We start from the raw sequence: 21112 nt of genomic DNA, 5'->3' as shown, positions 1-21112 counted from the left end.
GGGGGATGGTCACTCCCCTGCAGTACGGCGACCCGCCCCACGTGGGGCCGTTCGCGCTGCAGGCGCGTCTGCAGACGGCCCCGGCCGGGCTGGTCTACCTGGGCCAGGCGCCCGACGGCCGGGTGGTGTCGGTGGCCGTCCTGTCCAGCGGCGCCGCACTCGACGCCGCCGCGAGGGACCGGTTCGTCACCGCGATCAGGGATGCCCAGAGCAGCGCGGTCAGGCAAGCACAGGGCCGTGCGGGTGTACGCGGGTGGGGCGCCTCCCTGGTCGACCGGGTGCGCGGCCGGGTGCCTCCCGACACGCCTCCCGTCCTGGCGATGCAGGGCGGCCCCGCGCCCTGGGTGGCCGTGCCGTACCTGCCGAACGGACCGGGGGCCGAGCGGTTCCTCGACCCGGTCACCGTGTCCGGCACGCTGATCGGGCAGCGGCACGGGCCCGACTTCGCGCACTACTGGCTGGGAGACCGCACCCCGGCGCTGCCGGCCCCGCCCGCGCCGCCCCCGCCGCCGGTGGCCACCCGTCGCTCGGTCGTGCTCGCCTCGACGCTGCTGGCCACGCTCGTGCTCGCGCTGCTGCTGGTCGTCTGGATGCTGCTGTTCCGCGGCGAGGACGAGCCGGAGCCGCCCCGGCCGCTGCCGAACACGCAGTTCGTGCCCACCCCGCCGCCCGAGCCCGCCTCGCCCGAGCCGCAGCAGCCCACCCCCGGCCCGTCCGGCGGCGGCGACGGCAGCGAGAGCCCCTGGCCGGACGACCTCTTCGACGGCCGCGGCCCGATCTGACGCACACGTCAGGCGCCGGCGAAGACCAGCGAGGCGTTGTGGCCGCCGAAGCCGAAGGAGTTGACCAGCCCGGCGCTCCAGCGGCCGCTGCGCGGCGCTCCGGCCACCAGGTCGAGCTTCACCTCCGGGTCCATTTCGCCGAGGTTGCGGATCGCGGGGATCACCCCGTCGCGCAGGGCGAGGACGGTGGCGATCGCGCCCAGCGACCCGGCGGCGCCACACAGGTGACCGGTCATCGACTTGATCGCGGTGACCGCGGGATGCGTCCCGATCGCCTCGGCGATCGAGGCGTTCTCGGTCAGGTCGCCCGTGGGGGTCGAGGTGGCGTGGGCGTTCACGAGCCCCACGTCGAGCGCGTCCAGACCGGCGTCGGCCAGGGCGAGCCGAATCGCCCGCGCCTGTCCGGCCGCGTCGGCGGCGGTGATGTGGTGGGCGTCGGAGGTGACCCCGGAGCCGGCGAGGGCGGCGTGCACCCGTGCGCCGCGGGCGGCGGCGAACTCCTCGCGCTCCAGCACCACCAGCGCGGCCCCCTCGCCCAGCACGAAGCCGTCGCGACCCACGTCGAACGGCCGCGACGCCTCCTGCGGGGCGTCGTTGCGCGTGGAGACGGCCTTGGCCTGCGCGAACCCGGCCAGGGTCAGCGGATGGACGCACGCCTCCGCCCCGCCGGCGATCACCACGTCCGCGCGGCCCAGGCGGATGAGGTCCAGACCCATCCCGATCGCCTCCGCGCCGGTGGCGCACGCGCTCACCGGCGTGTGCGCGCCCGCGCGCGCGCCGAGCTCGATGCTGACCACCGCCGCCGGCCCGTTGGGCATCAGCATGGGCACCGTGTAGGGCGAGATCCTGCGCGGGCCGGACCGTTCGAGGATCTCGTTCTGCGTCAGCGTGGTCAGGACGCCGCCGACTCCCGTGCCGATCACCACGGCGAGGCGCTCGGGCTCGACGCCGGGCGCCCCCGCGTCCGCCCACGCCTCCCGCGCGGCGATCAGCGCCGCCTGCTGGCAGCGGTCGAGCCGCCGCGCCGTCACCCGGCCCAGCACCTCGGCGGGGTCCACCGGCAGCCGGCCGGCGATCCGCACGGGCAGATCCTCGGCCCAGTCCTCCTCGATCAGGCCGATGCCGGACCGTCCTTCCAGCAGGCCCGCCCAGGTGGTGGCCACGTCCGCGCCCAGCGGTGTGATCGCGCCCAGCCCGGTGACCGACACCCGCGCCCTGATCCCGTCTCCCATCGACGACCCCTTTTCTGTGACGGCCGCACCGACCCGTTTGTACGGCGGTGGGCGAGTCGCGCCGGATTCTTCCGATTCTCACGCTCCCAAAGCACCCCCATCTCAGGCAGGCGTGCTGATCAACCAAAAAGCCGCGGAAGATTTGTCGGTGCCGCGCAGCCCGCCGCCTGTCACCGGTCCGCGGTTCGCCTGCCGGCCACCTGCCGGCCCTGGCCGAGGCGGCGGGCCTCCGATCTGCTCGTCTACCTGCTTGCTGATGCCGACATCCACGGTTGCTCGCGGTGCCTGCCGTGCCGTCGGGTCACGGTCCGGGGACGAGCACCCGCCACCCGTGCGCGGGCACGAGAGCGGGATCCTCGTCCGGGCCGCCCGCCCCGGCACAGCTTTCTGCGACGGTCAGCCGGGAGACGTCCACGGGGAAGCGGTAGGCGTCGTCGCCGATGTTGAGGAGCGTGACGACCTCTCCCGTCCCCGCCCGGCTGCGCAGCGCGAGGGCCCTGTTGGCGACGTGCTCGGCCTCCGTACGAGCCCGGACCAGCCAGGGGTGCCGGCGGCGCAGCCCGGCCAGCCGCTGGTGGAGCCGGTAGACGGGCATGCCGTGCGACGCCAGGTCGTCAGGGCCGTCGGGGAAGGCGGGCCGGATCGCGTCGTCGCCCCCGGCCCGTTCCTCCTTGACCCCGAGGAAGGCCTGCTCGTCGCCGTAGTAGAGGCTCGGCACCCCGCCCACGGTCATCAGGACGGCCAGCGCGTGCCCCAGGTGCCGCGGATCGGCGAGCCTGCTGGCCAGGCGCGTCACGTCGTGGTTGCCGACGAACGTCATGGGCGCGAACACCTCCAGCAGCCCGTTGTGCCGGTCGAGCGCCCAGGCGAGTTCGAAGAAGTTGCCGTCGTTGAGCGAGCTCCAGATGGCCTTCCACAGTTCGTACTGCGTCACCGAGTCGAGCCCGCCCTCGGTCACGTACGCCGCGTAGTCGCCGTGGATCACCTCGCCGGCGAACCAGGCGTCCGGATGCTCCCGCCGCACCCGGGTGACGGCCTCCCGCCAGAACGCGCGCGGCACCGCGTACGCCGCATCGAGCCGCCAGCCGGACGCGCCACGGCCGAGCCAGTGGCCCATCACCCGTACGACGTGGTCGAGGACGGCGGGCTCCGCGTGGTTCAGCGCGACCAGCTGGTCGTGGCCCTCGAACACGGCGAAGCCGCCGGCGCCGTCACCGGGACGGAACCAGCGGGCGGCGGGGGAGTCCGGCCCTTCCGCGAGTGCCCGCGTGAACATCGGGAACCCCCTGCCCACGTGGTTGAACACCCCGTCGAGCAGCACCCGCAGCCCGCGCCGCCGCGCCTGCGCCACCAGGTGGTCGAAGTCGTCGTCGTCCCCGAGCCGGGGATCGACCCGGAAGTGATCCACCGTGTCGTACCCGTGCGTCTCGGACGCGAAGATCGGGCCGAGCTGGAGACCCGAACAGCCGAGGTCCACGGCGTAGTCGAGCCAGCTCTCCAGACGCGGCAGCCGGTGCCGGACCGGCGCTTCCCCGGGTGTCGCCGTCGACGGGGCGCCGGTGAAACCCAGCGGGTAGACATGCCACCAGATCGCGTGGTCGCTCCACGACGTCACATCTGCTCCTCATCGTCGGGCTGTCTGGTCGTCGGTCTGTCCCGTCACAGTGTCGTCGTCCTGGTCACAGTGTCGTCGTCCTGTCACAGTGTCTCGTCGCGGCCCGCCGCGGCGCTCCCCGGCCTGTGCGGCCGAAGCCTGACCGCCGCCGAGAGCACGGCGTTGCCCGCAGAGGTGAGCCTGGCCAACACCGGGCTGCCCGGCGCCCGCTAGGCTCGCTCGTCGGGTCACGGACAAACGGGTGTATAGGGGGACGAAGTCGCATGGGTGTCGGACAGGTGGTGCTCCTGCTCCTCGCCGCCATGGCCGCCGGATGGGTGGACGCCGTCGTCGGCGGGGGAGGGCTGCTTCAGCTTCCGGTGCTGCTCCTGGCCGGGCTCACGCCGGTCCAGGCGCTGGCGACGAACAAGTCCGCCGCGATCTTCGGGACGGGTTCGGCCGCCATCACCTACGCGAGCAAGACGAAGCTCGACCGGGCGGTGGCCGTGCCGGCCGCGGCGCTGGCGGTCGCCTTCGCCGGCCTCGGCGCCGCGTCGGCGGCGCTGCTCGACGCGGACGTGCTGAAGCCGCTGGTGATGGTCGTGCTGCTGGGCGTGGGGGCGTTCGTGACCCTGCGGCCGGGTTTCGGCCGCCTGCCCCACCCGCAGCTGCGTACGCCTGCCCGGGTGGTGACGGGGGTCGCGGTGGCGGGCGTCGGCATCGCCTACTACGACGGCATCGTGGGGCCGGGCACCGGCACGTTCCTGCTCATCGCGTTCACCTCGATCCTCGGGATGGACTTCGTCCAGGCCTCCGCCACCGCGAAGGTCGTCAACACCGGCACCAACCTCGGAGCGCTCGTCGTCTTCGCCGCGCAGGGCCACGTGGTGTGGGCGCTCGGCCTGGCCATGGCCGCCTGCAACATCGCCGGGGCGCAGATCGGCGCGCGGATGGCGCTCAACCGGGGCGCGGGGTTCGTCCGCGTCGTCCTGCTGTGCGTGGTGGCCGCCCTGGTCGCCAAGCTCGGGTACGACCAGTTCCTCGCTCGATGAGATCGCACCGGCCGGGGCCGGGTCGGCGCCTCAGCTGTGGGGTTCCACCACGACCTTGAGCCCGCGCCGGGAGACGGCGGTGGCGAACGCGTCCGCCGTGGCCGCGAGCGGGAAGCGGTCGGTGACCAGCGACGACACGTCCACCGACCCGGTTTCGACAAGGCGGATCGCCCGGGGATAGGTGAGGTTCATCCGCCGGACCAACACGAGCGTGAGGCCCTTGCGCCGGGCCAGCGACGCGGGAAACGACGTGCGGTCCTCGTCCGGGATGCCGGCCAGGACGACCCGGCCGCCGGGCCGGGCCGCGGTCATGGCGACGCGGACCGCGTCGTCGTCGCCCGCCACCTCGAAGGCCACCCGTACACCGAGGCTGTCGAGCCCGTCGATCCCGGTCCACGCGGCGGGTCCCGCCTCCTCGGGGGACAGGGCGTGGTCGGCGCCGTACCGCAGGGCGGCGGCGCGACGGTGCGGCAGGGGATCGACGGCGACCACCGTCGAGGCGCCGGCGAGCCGGGCGAGCCGGACCACCAGCAGCCCGATCGGCCCGCAGCCGACGACGGCGACGGGCGCCCCGAGCCCCAGATGCCCCAGGTCCACGGCGTGGATCGCCACACCGAGCGGTTCGAGCATGGCCCCGTCGCCGTCGGAGAGCGAGTCGGGCAGCGGATGCAGCAGGTCGTCGGGCCAGGCGAGCCACTCGCGCAGGCCGCCGTCGAGCCTGCCGTGCCCGGCGAAGCGGACATCCGGGCACAGGTTGCCGTATCCCGTCGCGCACACCCCGCACGTGCCGCAGGGGATGGCGGGGTCGACCGCGACCCGGGTGCCGTGGCGCGGGCCGCCCTCGATCACTCCGGCGATCTCGTGCCCCACGACGAGCGGATCGTCCAGCACCGCGTCGCCGATGCCGCCTTCGGCGTACCAGTGCAGGTCGGAGCCGCACAGGCCGACCGCGGTGACGCGCACCAGGCTCTCGCCGGGCCCGGGAACGGGGCGAGGCTCCTCGGACAGCCGGATGTCGCCCACCTTGTGCAGCCGGGCGGCCCTCACCGTCTGGTCCCTCGCGCCATCGCCGCTCCCCCTTGATCCGTCCTTCACCTTGATCGTAACCCCGCGCCCGAACGGGGGTTCCGGCGCCCGTCAGAAGCGATAACGCAGGATCCAGCCGGCGTTCCTCCACGCGGGGACCAGGCCGATCAGGGCCACCAGCAGCCGGTAGTGCAGCGGGGAGCGGCTGAGCAGGGAGGCGTCACCCGGGCTGCCGACCTCCGCGAGACGAAGCCGGCGATGGAATCCTTCGACGTCGCGCGGGTCGTCGGGAAACCACTGTTCGGCGATCCCGAATTTCGTGAAAAGCGCCACGGGCCGTTTCTCGCGCTGCTTCCGCACCACGGGGGAGGTGATGTTGAAGCAGACCTCGCCGCTGGGAAAGTGCTCGACGATCTGGGTGAGGATCCGCCGTACGTCGTGTTCGGGGAGGAAGTTCAGCAGGCCGTCGGCGACCACGATCGCGGGCCTGTCCCGGGGGATCGAATCGAGCCAGCCGGGCTCGGTGACGGACGCGCCGACGGCGGTGTGACCGGGCCGTGGGGAGTACAGCCGGCCGGCGATCTCGACGATGTCCGGGAAGTCCACGTCGTACCAATGGTGGCCGTCTCCCGGGTCGACGCGCCGGACACGGCTGTCGAACCCGCAGCCGATGTCGAGGACGACCGCGCCGGGCGTCCGGCCGAGAAACGCCCTGACCCAGTCGTCCATCATCCTCGAACGCACCCCGACGGCGAAGCGTCCGAGGCCGAGCGGCTTGAACTGGTCGAAGTCGAAGTCCAGCAGGGTGATCGCCTGCTGGGCCCACTCGTCGCCGAGGATCGGGTGCCGGTCCCGGCTGTCGAGCCAGCGCAGGTAGAGCTCCAGAAGCGCGGTGACGCGCACTCCCGTGAAGTTGACGGGGATCTTTCCCATTCGGTCCTCCCGGTGGTCACACCGGTCGCTCGCCGCTGCGGTAACCGGTCTGGTGGAGCACGGCCAGCAGGAAGTCGCGGATCTCGTCCTCGCTGCTGGTGTCGGGCTGGGTGGTGAGGTGCGTGCCGACCGCGCCGGTGAGAATCGTCTGGATGACGCCGAGGTCGGCGGAGGGGGGGAACCTCCCGCGATCGCGCGCGTGCTCCAGGCTGGCGCGGATCGCCTCCTCGCGCCGCCGGATGCTTGCGTTCCAGTACGCCTCCCGCAGGGCGGGATAGTCGTGGAGCGATGTCATCAGCCGGCGGGTGAGCTTGCGTAGCCGGGGCAGGGCCAGGTGGCGGGCCCATATGGCGAGCATCTGCTCGATGTCGACCGGCTCCGGCGGCGGAGGCGACGCGTCCTGGCCCGCGCCGATCGCGGCGACGAGCAGCCGGATCTTGTCGGGGAACCGCCGGTACACCGTCGCCCGGGTCACCCCCGCGCGGCGGGCGACCTGCTCGATCGTGACCGCGTCGATCCCGCGCTCGATCAGCAGATCCACGGCTGCCGCGAGGATGGCCGCGTCGATGTCCGCGCTTCGCGGACGTCCCGGCGGCCGCTCCCGTTCCGCTTCCTTCACGGCATTTACAATACAGTGCAGATCTGTATCGTAAATGCCTCGGTGGAGTCGGCCGGGGCTCCGGTGGCTGGTCGGCGCGTACGACGCGCGAGGCCGTCCGGTTGTGTGGGAGCCCGGCCGGTGGAACCCGGGGACGTGCCCGGCATGCGGTGGGGAGCACGGCGTCTTTTCTTCGGCGGGGTGTGGGCAGCGGTTTGGAGAGCGCTTTCCTGGAGCTCGGGGCCTCGATGGTCTGCCCTCTCAATACCGGCCCTCAGCGCCCGGGAATCCGCAGGTAAATGAGGCAGGGCTGAGTCGGAGCGGCCGGCTGCGCGGGCGCGGAGGAGGATCTCCCCTTGACACGCCTCGTCTTCCGCGACACTCTCTCTGCGGAGAGCGCTCTCCAAGCCGTACGCCGGCGAGGAGAGCCGGTGCTCACGTGGCAGACGTCTGTCAGATGGCCGTCGCGATCTACGCGTTCATGATCGCGTGGGGGGAGGTGCTGTTCGCCTCGGTCATGACCGACGAGTCGAGCCGCACGCTCGCCGTCGGCCTCCGGGGATACGCCACCGAGAACGACGTCTACTGGAACCAGATCATGGCGGCCTCCCTGGTCGTCGGCGTCCCCGTGGTGGCCGGGTTCCTGCTGCTGCAGCGCTACCTCGTGCAAGGACTCACCGCGGGCGCCGGGAAGTGAACGCTCACGGTCACCGCCACCACCATCGAACCAAGGAGAACCAGCGAATGGAGCCGCAGCGCGGCCATGCCCCCGATGTAACCGCTTTCACCGATTTCGTGTGGGGCGTCGCCACCTCGGCCTACCAGATCGAGGGCGCGACCCTCGAGGACGGCAGGCTGCCCTCGATCTGGGACACCTTCTGCGAGGTGCCCGGGGCGATCGACGGCGGCGACACCGGGGAGGTGGCCTGTGACCACTACCACCGGTGGCGCGAGGACCTCGGCCTGCTCGAACGCCTCGGTGTGGACGCCTACCGCTTCTCGGTGGCCTGGCCGCGCGTGGTGCCCGACGGCACGGGACCGGTCAACGCCCGGGGGCTCGCCTTCTACGACCGCCTCGTGGACACCCTGCTCGACGCCGGCATCCGGCCGTTCGTGACCCTCTATCACTGGGACCTGCCGCAGGCGCTGCAGGACCGCGGCGGGTGGCCCGAGCGCGACACCGCCCAGCGCTTCGCCGACTACGCGGCCGTCGTGGCCGAACGGCTCGGCGACCGCGTCGCCGACTGGACGACGCTCAACGAGCCGCTGTGCTGCTCCTGGCACGGGCACCTGGAGGGCTCCATGGCGCCCGGGGTGAAGGACCTGGAGGCCGCGGTCCGCACGTCCTACCACCTCCACCTCGCCCACGGCCTGGGCACGCAGGCCATCCGGGCCGCCGCGCGGCTCACGCCGTCGATCGGGATCGTCAACAACCTCAGCCCGATCGACCCGGCGACCGACAGCGAGGAGGACCACGCCGCCGCGCGGCGCCTCGACGGGCACGTCAACCGGTGGTGGCTCGACCCGGTCACCGGTCGCGGCTACCCCGAGGACATGCTCGCGGTCTATGGCGTCGATCTGCCGATCCGGCCGGGTGACCTGGAGACGATCGCCGCCCCGCTCGACTACCTAGGCGTCAACTACTACTTCCGGCAGGTGGTGGCGGCCGACCCCGAGGGGCCCGTGCCGTACGCCCGGCAGGTCGAGGTGCCGGGGGCGACCACCACGGCCATGGGCTGGGAGGTCGACGCGGGCGGTCTTGAGCGCCTGCTGGTGCGCCTGGCCCGGGAGTACGCCGCGCCCCGTCTGTACGTCACCGAGAGCGGCTCCGCCTGGCCCGACACGGTCGGCGCCGACGGAACCGTCGACGACCCTGAGCGTCTGGCCTACCTGGAGGACCACATCGCGGCCTGCGGCCGGGCCGTCGAACAGGGCGCGCCGGTGGCGGGCTACTTCGCCTGGTCGCTGCTGGACAACTTCGAGTGGGCCTACGGATACGACAAGCGGTTCGGCCTGGTGCACGTCGACTACGAGACCCAGGCGCGGACTCTCAAGTCGAGCGGCCGGCGCTACGCCGAGATCATCGGAGCGAGCAGGCGGCCGCGGGTGGCCTGAAAAGACACGGCGCCGGTGGTCTGTCAGGCCGATTCGCGGACCACCAGCGTCGGCCGCATGATGACCGAGGTGACCTGGAAGTCCGGGTCCGCGGCATGCGCGAGCAGCAGACGGGCCATCTCGGCCGCCATGTCCTCCATCGGCTGGCGCACGGTCGTCAGCGGCGGGCGGCAGGTGACCGCGGCGCTGTCGTCGAACCCGATCACCGCGATGTCTTCGGGCACCCGTCGCCCGAGATCGCGCAGCGCGAGCAGCGCGCCCTGCGCCATGAGGTCGTTGGCGACGAAGACGCCGTCGATGTCCGGGTGCTCCTTGATGAGCCGGTGCATGCCGGCCTCTCCGCTCGCGGGCATGAAGTCGCCCTCCACGGCCGGCACGTACGGGTGGCCGTGCCCGGCCATGGCCTCCTGGAATCCCGACAGCCGGTCCTGGGCGGCGGGCACGTCGAAGGGGCCGCTGATGGTGGCCACCCGCCGGCAGCCGCGCGCCACCAGGCGGTCGGCCGCCAGCGCCGCGCCGGCCCGGTGGGCGAGGTCGACGTAGCTGATCGGGATCGGGCGGGCGGGCCGCGCCCACAGCACGGCGGGCAGCCCGGCGTCCACCAGCAGCTTCGGCAGCGGGTCCTCGCCGTGCGTCGAGACCACCAGGGCGCCGTCGGCGCTGCCCTGGCGGAGGAAGGACACCACGTCGTCGCGGGTCTGCGCCGAGTCCGCCAGCATCAGCACCGGGTGGATGCCGCGCGGTCGCAGATAGCCCACCACCCCGCCGGCGACCCGGCCGAAGAACGGGTCGGCGAAGACGCGCGACTCGAACGGCTCGCCGCCCTCCGCGTCGCCCGCGCCCGACACGACCAGCGCGACCGCTCCCGTACGGCGGGTGACGAGCGAGCGGGCGGCCCGGTTCGGCACGTAGCCGGTCGTCGCGATGGCGCGGTGCACCGCCTCCTGGATGTCCGGCGCGACGTTGCGGATTCCGTTGATCACGCGGGAGACGGTCGCCCGGGACACTCCCGCCAGACGGGCCACGTCCTCCAGCGTGGGGGCCCCCGACGTATGCGGGAGGTCGGTGCTCATGCAGCCATTTATAGCACGAGGTGGAGAGCGCTCTCCGGCGTCGCGGGGGCGGCCCGCGGGCTGCAGGCAGCCCGGACTCCGTCTGGTTCGAGTCGTCTCCGGCCGCCGGGCGTGACGACGTCCGCCCGGCGGCCGGAGACGCCTTCCGAGTCAGTTCGCCAGGACCCGCTGATGGATGTCGGTGACCGTCTTGCGGGCGGACTCCAGCGCACCCGCCTGCCAGGCGATCATGTAGCTGAGCCAGTCACCCGCGAAGTGGACGTGGCCGGCCGGTCTGTTGAGCAGTTGGTAGCCGCCGAGGCGGGACGGCCAGCTGACCCAGGCGCCCTCGATGTTCGGCTGGAGCTTCCAGGAGACCGAGGCGGAGCTCACCAGCTCGTCGCGGTACTTCGCGCCGTGGATCTTCATGCCCTGCTCGATCGCGCGCTTCTCCCTCTGCGGATGGGTGAGCGCGGCGTAGGCGTCCGCGTTGGCGCCGTTGTTGTAGTAGCCGACGACGAGCCCGCGCCGCCCGCCGTACCCGTAGGAGGGATACCAGAGGACGGACAGGTCAAGGTCGGTGTTGGTGATGCCGCCGTAGATGTTCTCGTCGGTCTCCCACCAGCGCCGGCGGTACTCCAGGCCGATCTTGCCGGATGACGTGACGACCGGCGTGGACAGCGCGGCCTGCACGTCGGGCCCGAGGTTGTGCGGCGTCCTCGCCAGGATGTGCGGCGGCATCGCGGCCACGCAGAGATCGGCCTTGATCGTGCGCGTCTTGCCGTGACTGTCCTGGTATTCGACCTCGACCCCGTCCGCCAGGTCGGTGATCTTCGTGACCTTCGAGCGCAGCAAGATCTTGTGCTTGCCGACGGCTTCGGCGAACGCCTTGGGGATGGCGTCCATGCCGCCGACCGGCTGGAACATCAGCATCGCCTGGTCATAGCCGAACTCGAAGGAGAACCGCTGGCCGACGCCGCTGGCGAGCACCTCCGACAGGGACGGCACTGGGCCCAGTTCCGTGCCCGGCTGCTCGCCCGCGCCCGGGTCGGTGCTGTATCCCCGGCGTTCGCCGCCCGTGTAGGCGAAACCGCTCGCCTTGCTGCCGATCGAGCCGAACCCGCGCAGGAAGGTCAGGAGGCGCTCCTTGTCGTCCGCGGTCAGCTTGCCGTTCAGCGCGCCGGCGTCGGTGGCGGTCGACAGCAGCTCGGAGATGTAGCCGTACACGTCGGCCTTCGCCGTGCGCCAGCGGACCGGCGCGGTCATTCCGGCGGCCTCGTTGAAGATGTACGCCTGGGCGTTGGAGTTGGTGAAGACCTCCAGATCGACGCCGAGCTCGCGGCAGTAGTCGACGGTGACCATCCACTGGGCGAGCCGGGCCGGCCCGGCGTTGAGGTAGAGACCGTCGGAGAACCGAGCGATCTGGGTGGAGCCGTCGATCTCGGTGATCCTGTCGCCGCCCCTGATCGTCCAGTTGCGGCCGCCGACCCGGTCGAGGGCCTCGATGACGGTGCAGTCGTAGCCCGCCTTGCCAAGCTCGTACGCCGTGGCCAGGCCGGCGATCCCGGCGCCGAGCACGACAACCTTCTTGGCGCCTCTGCCGGTGAGTGTGAAGTCGGACGGCTGCGGGGGGACGAATGGAGCACCGGTCGCCGCCTCCGCGGTGGGCGCGAGACCGAGCGCTCCCATCGTCGCCAGGAGTGCTCCAGCGCCTCCAGTGGCACCCACCGCGGTCAGGAATCCGCGCCTGCTGTAGCTCACAGCCACCTCCATGATCTTTGGAGGCCAGTGTCAGCACGATCTGTTGCCGTAGATCGACGATCACGTTCCGGCAGGATTTCTCAGGATTTCTTCAGGAACGGCGGTGCTCTGGGCGTGCCTCCTGGGCTCCGCCCGGGTCGACGTCGGAAGGGATCGCTCGTTGTTCGCTCGCGTGTTGCCAGCCTGGTCCCCAACCAGCGGACATCGGTATCGGATTCCTGGGACGATCCGCCCAACCTTGAGGTCCTTAGCTACGCCGTCACCTACGCCGGGTACTGGACGCGAGCAAGCCGAATGCCTGCGCCGACGGGGGTGCCGCACCTGCGCGCATACCAGGCCCGCGCCGCACTTGCCGCGCCGTGGCGCAGGTCGTGTAGCCGGATCGGCGGCAACTCTGCCTGCCGCATGCTCCGGCCGCGAGCACGATCGCCACCGCGAGCTGGACCAGCACCACACCCCGGTCCCACAGTGGACAGGCTCCCAGCCGGGCGAACGGACGGATCGGGATGCGATGATCGGCTACTGCGCCCACCGCCCGGAGCGGACCGACGACCGTGAGGAAGAGCGACAGGAATGCCCGATCACCTGGCACTTCGACCCGTCACCGAAGCCGACCTGGACGCCTTCGACTCGGCCTTCCAGAGTGAGAGCGGCGCGACTCCGCATCAGTGGTTCGGATTCACCCCGACCATCGCGCTGCGGGAGGTGCTGCGCACCCGCGGGCTCCTGGCCGGAGCCGACAACATGCTCGCCGTCACCGTGGACGGCGAGCTCGCGGGGCGCGTCGAGTGGCTGGAGCGGCGCTGGGGCCGCCGTGACACGTCGCTGTGCTGGGAGATCGCCGCCGGCCTGCTGCCGGACTGGCGGGGCAGGGGAATCGGGACCCGGGCCCAGCGGGAACTCGTCCGTTACCTGTTCACGCACACGCGGGTGGAACGCGTCCAGGCGACCACCGACCCGGAGAACATTGCCGAGACACGGTGCCTGGAGAAGATCGGGTTCCAGCTCGAAGGCGTGGTCCGGCGTGCACAGTGGCGAGGCGGGCGCTGGCACGACCAGCTCCTGTTCTCCATCCTGCGGGACGAGTTCGACCTCGCGTCCGGGTGAGTCGGAAAAGCGGCTGCCCGGGCGGCACTCCAGGAGGCAGGATGAGGCATGGCCATCGATGATCTTCCTGGTGCCATCCGGCTTCCCGACGGCACCCCGGTGCGGGGCCGCGGCCTGAGACGTCCCACGCCGCCGGGCGTCCTGCCCGACCACGGCCTCTACCTGGGCGGCCGGCGGCTCAGGCACAAGCACGACCACGGCCTCACCTGGCCGCACGAGTGGATCGAGTGGCCCGACTTCCTCCTGCCCCGCGACGAGGAGCACGCGATCGGCCGCATCCGGGCGCTGTACGCGCACGCGCGTGCGGGCCGCCGGGTCGAGGTCGCCTGCGGCGGGGGAGTCGGGCGCACCGGCACCGTGATCGCGTGCCTGGCCGTCCTGTCGGGCCTGCCCGCCGACCGCGCCGTCGCCTGGACCCGCGCCGAATATCATCCGCGGGCCGTGGAGACGCCCTGGCAGCGTCGCTGGGTGCTGCGCTTTCCCGCGTCCTGATCTACCGGCCGGGGGAAGCCGGGCGCCGGGGAAGGAGGCCGGGCACGGCCGTCCGGAACCCGTGTGGTTGGGTGCCCTTGTGCTTGTGGACGTGCTGGGACTGGCCGGGATCGGCCTGGTCGCCGGGGTGGTCAGCACGGTTGTGAGCCTGGCCTCGATCGTGTCGTACCCCGCGCTGCTGGCCCTCGGCCTGCCGCCGCTGGCGGCGAACGTCACCAACACCGTCGCGCTGCTGTTCACCGGCGTGGGAGCGGCGGCCGGGTCGCGGCCCGAACTGGCGGACCAGGGACGTCTCATCGGCCGTCTCGGCTTCGCCGCCGCGCTGGGCGGCGCGGCCGGCGCCGGGCTGCTCCTGGTCACGCCGTCGCGGATGTTCGAGATGGTCGCCCCCTTGCTGGTCGCGGGCGCCTCGCTGCTGCTGTTGCTGCGCCCGCCACGCCCCGGCCAGGTGGGCCTCGGCGGGGAAAGCGGCCTGCGGCTGCGCCTGGGGGTCTTCTGCGTCGCCGTCTACACGGGCTACTTCGGCGCCGCCGGCGGGATCATCATGTTCGCCGTGCTCGCGGCGGCGCTCGACCGGCCCGCCGCGCGCGTCAACGCGGTCAAGAACGTCATCTCGGCGCTCGCCAACGCCGTCGCCGCCGTCGGGTTCGCCGTCTTCGGTCCGGTCGACTGGGCGGCGGTGGGCCCACTGGCCGCGGGGTTCCTGGTGGGCGGCTGGATCGGCCCGGCGGTCGCGCGCCGCCTGCCCGGCCAGACGCTGCGCCTCGTCGCGGCCCTGTGCGGCCTCGCGGTCGCGGTCAAGCTCGGCGTCGACGCCTATCGCGGTGGCTGATCGCCGGTCCCGGATGGCTCCGTTTTGGTGTCGGCCCCGGTGACGGCCCCGGTGACGGCCTCGGCGTGCCGGATCCGCAGGCGCTCCCGGATCTCCTCGGGTGTGTACGCACGCCGCCGGCGCTCGGCCCGGGCGATCACCACACCGGTCGCCGCCACGCCCGCGAAGGCCGCCAGACCGAGTATCTTCCACCAGCGCATGTGCCTAGGCTACTGCTGTGCCTCACACGCGGATAAGTCTCGACAAAGCGCTCGAACTAGCCCGTACTGGCGACGTCTGGGTGTTCCGCGGACGTACGGTGCCGGACCGCGCCATCCAGGTCACCACCAACAGCCCGGTGAACCATGTCGGCATGGCCGTCGTCATCGAGGACCTGCCGCCGCTCATGTGGCACGCCGAACTGGGCCGGTCGCTGCCCGACATGTGGTCGGGCACGCATCAGCGCGGCGTCCAGTTGCACGACATGCGCGACGCGGTCTGCGTCTGGGCGGCCAGGTACGGCCAGCGCGCCTGGCTGCGGCAGTTGGAGCCGTCCGCCGGCAGGGAGATGGAGGACGCCGTCCTGCGGACGATCGCGCGGCTGGACGGCACGCCGTTCCCGTCCACGGCCCGACTGGCCGGGCGCTGGCTGCGCGGGCGGCTGCCCTCGCTCCGGCGCGAAGCACGGGACGGCACACAGGACGGCGTTCGGGACGGCGCGCTGGACGGCGTTCGGGACGGCGCGCTGGACGGCGTTCGGGACGGCGCGCTGGAGACGGCGTATTGCGCCGAGGTTGTCGCGGTGACGTACGAAGCGATGGGCCTGCTGCCCGCCGGTCGCCGCCCGAACTGGTACGACCCCGGAAGGTTCTGGAGCGGCGACAACCTCGTCCTCGGTGAGGAGCGCCGGCTGGGCGGAGAGATCGCAGTCGACGTCCCGGGCGGCGAGGCGCCCTGACGCATCGGGGGGACCGGCCACACCTACCCGCCGGTACATGCTCGTTGTGAAGTTTTTCTGGCGGCGGTCAACCTAAGGCCATCGAGGCGCGTCAGGTGTAGACACCGTTCGTCCAGACCCGGAGGGCAAAGCCCCATGCCTACTCCTGAGATGAGACGCGAGGATCTCGCCGGGACCACCGACCGAGAGCGGCGAGCGCGTCTCGCGCTCGACGCCATACGCCGCCAGGGTCCAGAGGCGGTGCAGGAGGAGACGCTCCGTATGAAATCCGAGTTGTTCCGGTTGTACGGCTGGGAGGGGTACCAGCGGCTCATCGCCAAGATGGAGAGCGACCTGGCGCGGCTGCACGAGTCGCGCTGAGCGCCGCCGGGGCGCGGCCCCCATGCCCTGCCAAGGGGGGAAAGTCCGCTCCACCTCCCCTGAAGGCCGGAGCTCCGCGGGGCGAATCCGGTGGCCGCTCCCCAGTCGACGAGTGTTTTCGTGTCCTGTGCTCTGAAAGTCGGCTTACGCCCGTCTCTGGTTTGTCGTGGTGATGAAAGTTACAGGCATTCACCGAAGGATTCCCAGCTCACCGTGATCGTCCGCCAGGACTCCTTGACCGCCTGACCGCCCCGCAGCCACGATCTCGGCGTTCCGAGCACGACCGTGACCGCAGGGGAGCCCGATGACCGGCCGCGCAAACTCCGTCCGACGCCGCATCTGGGCGGCCGCCGTCGCCGCGGTGCTGCTCACCGTCTGGCCCGCCGCGACACCGGCAGGCGCGGTCGACGACCCGCCCGCACCGGTGACCGGCAGCGCGACCTACTTCGACGGGCTCGGCTCACCGTACGGCGGCTGTGGCATGCCGCAGTCGGAGCTGGACTCGCAGGACTTCGTCGCGCTCAACGTGTACGACACGCCCGGCGACTACTCCTTCTACCCCCGGCCGCTGACCGGCGCGAACGCGTCCAAGGCCGGGCTGTGGAACAACGGCCTCAACTGCGGCCGGTACGTGAAGGTGACCGTCTCCGACTACTGCACCGGCGTCAACGACGGCGCGCCCGGCCAGGCGTTCTGCCGCAACGGCTCGTGGGTCTCCGACGCCTACAACGGCGCCACGCTCACGATGCTCGTCGCCGACAGCTGCGGCGACTCCAACGGCTGGTGCCGCGACGACCCGTATCACCTGGACCTGTCGAAGCCGTCGCTCAACAGGTTCGCCAAGAACGGGACGCCGGTCGGGGACATGTACCCGAACCACTGGAACAACCGCCACATGACCTGGTCGTTCATCCCGGCGCCCGGCTACAGCGGCGACATCAGGATCGGGTTCATGAAGGGCGCGCAGGCATGGTGGCCCGCGATCGCGGTCTCCCACCTGCCCAACGGCATCCACGGGGTGGAGTACTACGCCGACGGCGCCTGGAAGCAGGCCCAGATGAACTCCGACATGGGCCAGTCGTACATCATCGGCGGGGTCACGCAGGGCGCGACGCAGTTCCAGATCCGGGTGCGCGACGTGTCCGACTCGCTGGTGAACGGTGGCCGGGTCTACAGCTTCGCCCTGCCCGCCTCCTGCGGGTCGCAGTGCGGCGCGGACTACACCGAGGCGAGCTACACCACGACGACGCCCAGCGGCTCGCCGTCGCCGTCGCCGTCCGCTTCGCCCTCGGCGTCCCCGTCTGCGTCTCCGTCCGCATCCCCGTCTCCGTCGGCGTCCCCGTCTGTGTCTCCGTCCGCGTCGCCCAGCCCCAGCGCGTCGCCGTCGGCGAAGCCCGGGACCTGCCAGGTGACCTACCAGGTGGCCAGCTCGTGGCAGGGCGGGTTCACGGCGAACGTCACGGTCAAGAACACCGGCACGGCGGCCTGGCCGAACTGGACGGTCACCTGGGACATGCCGTCCGGAGTGGGCCTCGTCAGCGGGTGGAGCGCGACCGTGACCTCCAGCGGCACCCGCTGGACGGCCAAGGCGCCCTCGTGGGCGACGAGCCTCGCGCCCGGCGCGTCGGCGAGCTTCGGCTTCCAGGGGTCCGGTTCCTCCTCGCCGGGGGCGAGCGGGTTCGCCTGCTCCTGACCCTCCAACCCGTCTCTGTCCTCTGACCCGCTTCCGCCCTCCGCCCTGCTCCCGACCTCCGGCCGGCTCGCGCGCCTCGGCGCCACGCGAGCCGGCCGCTCCACGTGAGCACCTCGGCGCGATCTCTGCTTGGGGACCGCTGCCCTGGGACCGCTGCCCTGAAATGTCTGCATTGGGAGGCGGAAGGTCCCCCGGGGCAGGGACCAGCGGCCCTGCCCCGGACGAGGCGCAGGCGGTCGGATAGGAGGCAGGAGCAGAAGGAGGAGCCATGACCCAACCCGTCATCGTGGGCACCGACGGATCGCGCGCCGCGGCCGCCGCGGTGGAGTGGGCCGCGGGCGACGCGGCACGCAAGGGCCTGCCGCTGCGGATCGTCCACGCGGTGGACCGCCTGCCGTACGAGATCGCGCGCTATCCGGTCCCGATCGAGGACCAGCTCGATCGGGCCGGCCGGCGGATCCTGGAGGAGGCCGAGCAGGCCGTACGGGAGAACCATCCGGCGGTCCGGGTGACCACCACCATGATCGAGGGCGACCCGTCCCGGGTGCTGCGGCAGAGCGCCGGGAACGCAGCGGAGATCGTGATCGGCAGCAGGGGACACGGCGGGTTCGCCGGCATGCTGCTCGGGTCGGTGGGCATGCACGTCGCCGGGCAGGTCGACGTCCCCGTCGTCGTGGTGCGGGCCGGGGTGTCTGCGCTCCACGGGCTGGTCGTCGTCGGGATCGACGGCTCCGACGAGGCCGGAGCCGCCCTGACCTACGCGTTCGAGGAAGCGCGGCTGCGCGACTGCCGCCTGCTCGCCGTGTACGCCTGGCAGCTTCCGGTGCACCCTTTCGCGCCCGAGATCAGCTATGACCTCGACGAGGTGCGCAAGGCACAGGAGGACTACGTGGCGGGCGCACTGCGGACCCACCGCGACCGGTATCCCGACGTCACCGCAGAGATGCAGGCCGTCTGCACGCATCCGGTCGCCGCGCTGGTCGAGGCGGGGGAGAAGGCCGACCTGCTCGTCGTGGGATCACGAGGGCGCGGCGCCGTCGGCTCGGCGGTGCTCGGCTCGGTGAGCCGTGGGGTCCTGCACCACGCGCACTGCCCCGTCGCGGTGGTGCGGCCTCCCCGGAGCTGAGGCCGAGCGCATGCGTCCGCATCCGCGAGTTGAGAGTTGGCGAGGGACCTCCAGCGGGAGTCGCGGCAAAAGTCTCACAAAGGACTTGAATGAGAAACTTGAAGGAGGAAATCGGACGAGAAAGGGACCTCGTGTGACCGAGAACGACGTCATCGAATTCGTGACCGGCCTGCCGGGTGTCGTCGCCTTCACCGCCGCGCAGGACAACGGCGCCCCGCAGGCGGCATGGGGAGACACCTTCTTCTACTGCGATCCCGACGGCGAACCGGCCAACCGGAAGATGCCCTTCGCCACGATCGTCGTGAAGGACTACGAGGGGTTCGACACCGCCTCCGACCTGAACCGCCCCGGCGTCTTCCGGGTCAACATCGGGGTCGGCCGTGCCGCGTTCGAGGAACTGCTCGGGTATCCGCCGGCCGCGCACGCCGACCACCACGAGGCGCTGGACTACCGCGTGCCGGACCGCATCCTGCCGCACCCCGTGTATGCCGCCCAGTCGTGGATCTGCGTGCTCAACCCCGGCGACGCCACCGCCGCACGGGTGCGTGCCCTCCTCACCGGCGCGCACGCCCGTGCGGCCGCCCGCCACGGGACGGGTGACCGGACCACCCGCGCGTGAACCACCCGCACCCGCTGCCGCCCGGCGGCGGGTGTTAGCGTGGCCCGAGGAATGCGATCTTCGAGGAGGTCACATGTCGGTTCTCGTCGCGTTCAGCGTCACGCCGATCGGCGCCGGTGAGGATGTCGGCGAGATGGTGGCGGAGGCGGTGCGCGTGGTCCGCGCGTCCGGACTGCCCAACCGCACCGACGCCATGTTCACCACCGTCGAGGGGGAGACGTGGGACGAGGTGCTCGGCGTCGTCAGGGACGCGGTCGCCGCCGTGGAGGCCCGCTGCTCCCGCGTCAGCCTGGTGCTCAAGGCCGACGCCCGCGCCGGGCAGGGCAGGCTCGACGCCAAGGTCGCCACCGTGGAACGCCACCTCGCCGAAGACGCCTCCTGATCACGGCCGGGGGCACCTCGCCGCCACCGCGCGCGGGCGCACCTCGACTGGCCGCACCTTCTCCGCTTCGGTCGGCCGGCGTGAGGTGACGGTCAGTTGGAGGCAGCCAGGGCGGCCTTGAGCGCCGAGCGGGACAGGCGGTCGGCGGCGCGCGTCGTCTCAGGAAGCCGGTGACGTGGGGTCAGGGTAAGCACGTCGTGGCAGGCGGTCTCCAGGTCGACGCGGTGGCCGACGGAGACGAAGACCGGTTTGACCCCGTCCCGGGTGCGCAGCACCCGGCCGACCACCTGTCCGTCCAGGAGCAGCTCGCTCCATGAGCCGCGCTCCCGGCCGGGCGGCTCGAAGGAGCCGACGAAGGCCGTCTTGCCGACGCCGATCGTGGGCAGGCCGGTGAGCACCCCGAGATGGCAGGCGAGGCCGAACCGCCGCGGATGCGCCAGGCCGTACCCGTCGCAGACGATCAAATCGGGTGTGACGGTGAGCCGCTCCAGCGCGTCGACGAGGCTGGGCAGTTCGCGGAAGGCGAGCAGGCCGGGCACGTAGCCGAAGGCGGGCCGTCCCGGCACCGTCACCTGCTCGACCACGTTCAGACTCGTCCCGTCGAGCACCACGACCGCGGCGGCCAGCAGGTCGTCGGCGTAGGCCACGTCCACCCCCGCGACCAGGGCGGGGTCACGGGGACCCGGGCCGGTCAGGTCCAGCCGGGGCCGCAGGGCGTCCTGGATCGCCTCCGCCTCCTGGGCCGTGGCCGGAGCGGCGATGGAACAGATCTTCATGCGGGAACGATAGACGCCGCCGGCGAGTGTCCCGGAACGCCCCCGCCGATCCCGCTTCGTGCCCGGCCGCGGACCGGCGGGCCCGCAGCAGCGGAATCGTGGCGGCGAGTGCGGCGACGGTGGCGAGTGCGGCGCCGCCCACCTCGGTCAGCCGCTCCGCGGGCCCCTCCAGGAGGTCCGCCACGCCGCCGGCCACGGTGGTGAGGACGACCAGCACAGCGCCCGTCCGCCCGAGCAGCCGGTGGGGCGTGACGGCCTGCCGGTGGCTGAGCAGGGCGACGGAGGCGACCAGGCTTCCGGTCGCCGGGACGGCGGTCCCGAGGACGTACCAGACCCACGCGGGCCCGATGCCGGACAAGGCGAGCAGCAGGGTGAACGGCCTGGTCACGATCAGGGCCCACCAGGCCAGGCGGAAGGTCCCGATCCTGCGGTGCAGCAGCACGGCCACCAGCGCCCCGAGGACGGAAGGGACGTACGCCGGCGCGCTCATCAGCCACCAGACGGACCCGCTGTCGGCCCCACTCAGGCCGCGGAACGCCGTCTCCCACGCCTCGCCCGCCACCGCGCCAGTGATCTCGGCGACCAGGGCCGACAGCACCAGATAGAGGGCGATCGCCCGCAGCGCCGGATGCCGCGGCCCCCC

Annotated in this window: 23 protein-coding genes; 13 read left to right on the top strand and 10 right to left on the bottom strand. The window is 72.2% G+C overall.

Annotated features, from left to right (window positions below; genetic code table 11):
* The first annotated feature begins 5 nt into the window (after window positions 1-5).
* A complete protein-coding gene (locus ACGFIB_RS20640; RefSeq protein WP_393374017.1) occupies window positions 6-782 on the top strand; it encodes a hypothetical protein in 777 nt (258 codons plus the stop codon).
* 8 nt (window positions 783-790) lie between these two features.
* Here ACGFIB_RS20640 and ACGFIB_RS20635 read toward each other — a convergent pair whose 3' ends face one another.
* Entirely contained in the window at window positions 791-2014 is a 1224-nt protein-coding gene (locus ACGFIB_RS20635) for a beta-ketoacyl-[acyl-carrier-protein] synthase family protein (RefSeq protein ID WP_142574842.1), read from the bottom strand.
* A 301-nt stretch (window positions 2015-2315) separates the two neighbouring features.
* Window positions 2316-3629, bottom strand: coding sequence for an alpha-amylase family protein (locus tag ACGFIB_RS20630; protein WP_393374014.1), 1314 nt, complete (start codon window positions 3627-3629; stop codon window positions 2316-2318).
* Between the two features lie 263 nt (window positions 3630-3892).
* On the opposite strand from ACGFIB_RS20630, the gene ACGFIB_RS20625 reads away from it, so the two are divergent.
* The gene (locus tag ACGFIB_RS20625) at window positions 3893-4660 is read left to right on the top strand and encodes a sulfite exporter TauE/SafE family protein (protein ID WP_142574844.1); all 768 of its coding nucleotides are present in this window, start codon (window positions 3893-3895) and stop codon (window positions 4658-4660) included.
* A 30-nt stretch (window positions 4661-4690) separates the two neighbouring features.
* Here ACGFIB_RS20625 and ACGFIB_RS20620 read toward each other — a convergent pair whose 3' ends face one another.
* The 3 genes from ACGFIB_RS20620 to ACGFIB_RS20610 form a co-directional block, all read right to left on the bottom strand.
* Complete coding sequence (locus ACGFIB_RS20620; RefSeq protein WP_393374011.1) at window positions 4691-5707, bottom strand: zinc-binding dehydrogenase; 1017 nt, start codon at window positions 5705-5707, stop codon at window positions 4691-4693.
* Window positions 5708-5797: 90 nt separating this feature from the next.
* Window positions 5798-6619, bottom strand: coding sequence for a class I SAM-dependent methyltransferase (locus ACGFIB_RS20615; RefSeq protein WP_357248997.1), 822 nt, complete (start codon window positions 6617-6619; stop codon window positions 5798-5800).
* A 16-nt stretch (window positions 6620-6635) separates the two neighbouring features.
* Window positions 6636-7238, bottom strand: coding sequence for a TetR/AcrR family transcriptional regulator (locus tag ACGFIB_RS20610; RefSeq protein ID WP_357248994.1), 603 nt, complete (start codon window positions 7236-7238; stop codon window positions 6636-6638).
* Between the two features lie 418 nt (window positions 7239-7656).
* Here ACGFIB_RS20610 and ACGFIB_RS20605 point away from each other — a divergent pair, with 418 nt between their 5' ends.
* A complete protein-coding gene (locus ACGFIB_RS20605; RefSeq protein ID WP_393374009.1) occupies window positions 7657-7914 on the top strand; it encodes a hypothetical protein in 258 nt (85 codons plus the stop codon).
* Between the two features lie 47 nt (window positions 7915-7961).
* Complete coding sequence (locus ACGFIB_RS20600) at window positions 7962-9332, top strand: GH1 family beta-glucosidase (protein WP_393374006.1); 1371 nt, start codon at window positions 7962-7964, stop codon at window positions 9330-9332.
* Between the two features lie 23 nt (window positions 9333-9355).
* Here the strand turns inward: ACGFIB_RS20600 and ACGFIB_RS20595 are convergent, their stop codons facing one another.
* Both ACGFIB_RS20595 and ACGFIB_RS20590 read right to left on the bottom strand, forming a co-directional pair.
* Entirely contained in the window at window positions 9356-10405 is a 1050-nt protein-coding gene (locus ACGFIB_RS20595) for a LacI family DNA-binding transcriptional regulator (protein WP_357259808.1), read from the bottom strand.
* Between the two features lie 150 nt (window positions 10406-10555).
* Window positions 10556-12145: a flavin monoamine oxidase family protein gene (locus ACGFIB_RS20590; protein ID WP_357259811.1), complete on the bottom strand. Its 1590-nt coding sequence runs from the start codon at window positions 12143-12145 to the stop codon at window positions 10556-10558.
* A 573-nt stretch (window positions 12146-12718) separates the two neighbouring features.
* On the opposite strand from ACGFIB_RS20590, the gene ACGFIB_RS20585 reads away from it, so the two are divergent.
* The 3 genes from ACGFIB_RS20585 to ACGFIB_RS20575 all read left to right on the top strand — a co-directional run bounded on the left by ACGFIB_RS20585 (window position 12719) and on the right by ACGFIB_RS20575 (window position 14576).
* Window positions 12719-13252, top strand: coding sequence for a GNAT family N-acetyltransferase (locus tag ACGFIB_RS20585; protein WP_393374002.1), 534 nt, complete (start codon window positions 12719-12721; stop codon window positions 13250-13252).
* Between the two features lie 48 nt (window positions 13253-13300).
* The gene (locus ACGFIB_RS20580; RefSeq protein ID WP_393374000.1) at window positions 13301-13744 is read left to right on the top strand and encodes a protein-tyrosine phosphatase family protein; all 444 of its coding nucleotides are present in this window, start codon (window positions 13301-13303) and stop codon (window positions 13742-13744) included.
* Between the two features lie 85 nt (window positions 13745-13829).
* A complete protein-coding gene (locus ACGFIB_RS20575; protein WP_357248975.1) occupies window positions 13830-14576 on the top strand; it encodes a sulfite exporter TauE/SafE family protein in 747 nt (248 codons plus the stop codon).
* Here the strand turns inward: ACGFIB_RS20575 and ACGFIB_RS20570 are convergent.
* Window positions 14561-14776: a hypothetical protein gene (locus ACGFIB_RS20570; RefSeq protein WP_357260555.1), complete on the bottom strand. Its 216-nt coding sequence runs from the start codon at window positions 14774-14776 to the stop codon at window positions 14561-14563. The two genes, ACGFIB_RS20575 and ACGFIB_RS20570, sit on opposite strands and share 16 nt — an antisense overlap.
* 17 nt (window positions 14777-14793) lie before the next feature.
* Between ACGFIB_RS20570 and ACGFIB_RS20565 the strand changes: the two genes are divergently transcribed.
* From ACGFIB_RS20565 to ACGFIB_RS20540, 6 genes are all read left to right on the top strand, one after another.
* Window positions 14794-15513: a hypothetical protein gene (locus ACGFIB_RS20565; protein ID WP_393373997.1), complete on the top strand. Its 720-nt coding sequence runs from the start codon at window positions 14794-14796 to the stop codon at window positions 15511-15513.
* Window positions 15514-15663: 150 nt separating this feature from the next.
* On the top strand, window positions 15664-15873 hold the full coding sequence (locus tag ACGFIB_RS20560; RefSeq protein ID WP_142574856.1) for a hypothetical protein: 210 nt from the start codon (window positions 15664-15666) through the stop codon (window positions 15871-15873).
* A gap of 304 nt (window positions 15874-16177) precedes the next feature.
* A complete protein-coding gene (locus ACGFIB_RS20555; RefSeq protein ID WP_393373995.1) occupies window positions 16178-17566 on the top strand; it encodes a cellulose binding domain-containing protein in 1389 nt (462 codons plus the stop codon).
* Between the two features lie 268 nt (window positions 17567-17834).
* Window positions 17835-18692, top strand: coding sequence for a universal stress protein (locus ACGFIB_RS20550; RefSeq protein ID WP_357259826.1), 858 nt, complete (start codon window positions 17835-17837; stop codon window positions 18690-18692).
* A gap of 133 nt (window positions 18693-18825) precedes the next feature.
* Window positions 18826-19311 (top strand): DUF6194 family protein, encoded by a 486-nt coding sequence (locus ACGFIB_RS20545; RefSeq protein WP_393373992.1) that lies wholly within the window; start codon window positions 18826-18828, stop codon window positions 19309-19311.
* A 73-nt stretch (window positions 19312-19384) separates the two neighbouring features.
* Complete coding sequence (locus ACGFIB_RS20540; protein WP_393373989.1) at window positions 19385-19693, top strand: thiamine-binding protein; 309 nt, start codon at window positions 19385-19387, stop codon at window positions 19691-19693.
* Window positions 19694-19785: 92 nt separating this feature from the next.
* Here the strand turns inward: ACGFIB_RS20540 and ACGFIB_RS20535 are convergent, their stop codons facing one another.
* Together ACGFIB_RS20535 and ACGFIB_RS20530 are read right to left on the bottom strand one after the other, a co-directional pair.
* Complete coding sequence (locus ACGFIB_RS20535) at window positions 19786-20469, bottom strand: endonuclease V (protein WP_393373986.1); 684 nt, start codon at window positions 20467-20469, stop codon at window positions 19786-19788.
* Complete coding sequence (locus ACGFIB_RS20530) at window positions 20366-21067, bottom strand: hypothetical protein (RefSeq protein ID WP_393373983.1); 702 nt, start codon at window positions 21065-21067, stop codon at window positions 20366-20368. Before ACGFIB_RS20530 ends, ACGFIB_RS20535 begins: the two co-directional genes overlap by 104 nt.
* Window positions 21068-21112 lie beyond the last annotated feature (45 nt).

Source organism: Microbispora bryophytorum (genome assembly GCF_043197435.1).
Taxonomy (GTDB): Bacteria; Actinomycetota; Actinomycetes; order Streptosporangiales; family Streptosporangiaceae; genus Microbispora; species Microbispora bryophytorum.
The sequence above is the reverse complement of the archived record's forward strand: the minus strand, read 5'-3'. Positions and strand labels throughout refer to the sequence as shown.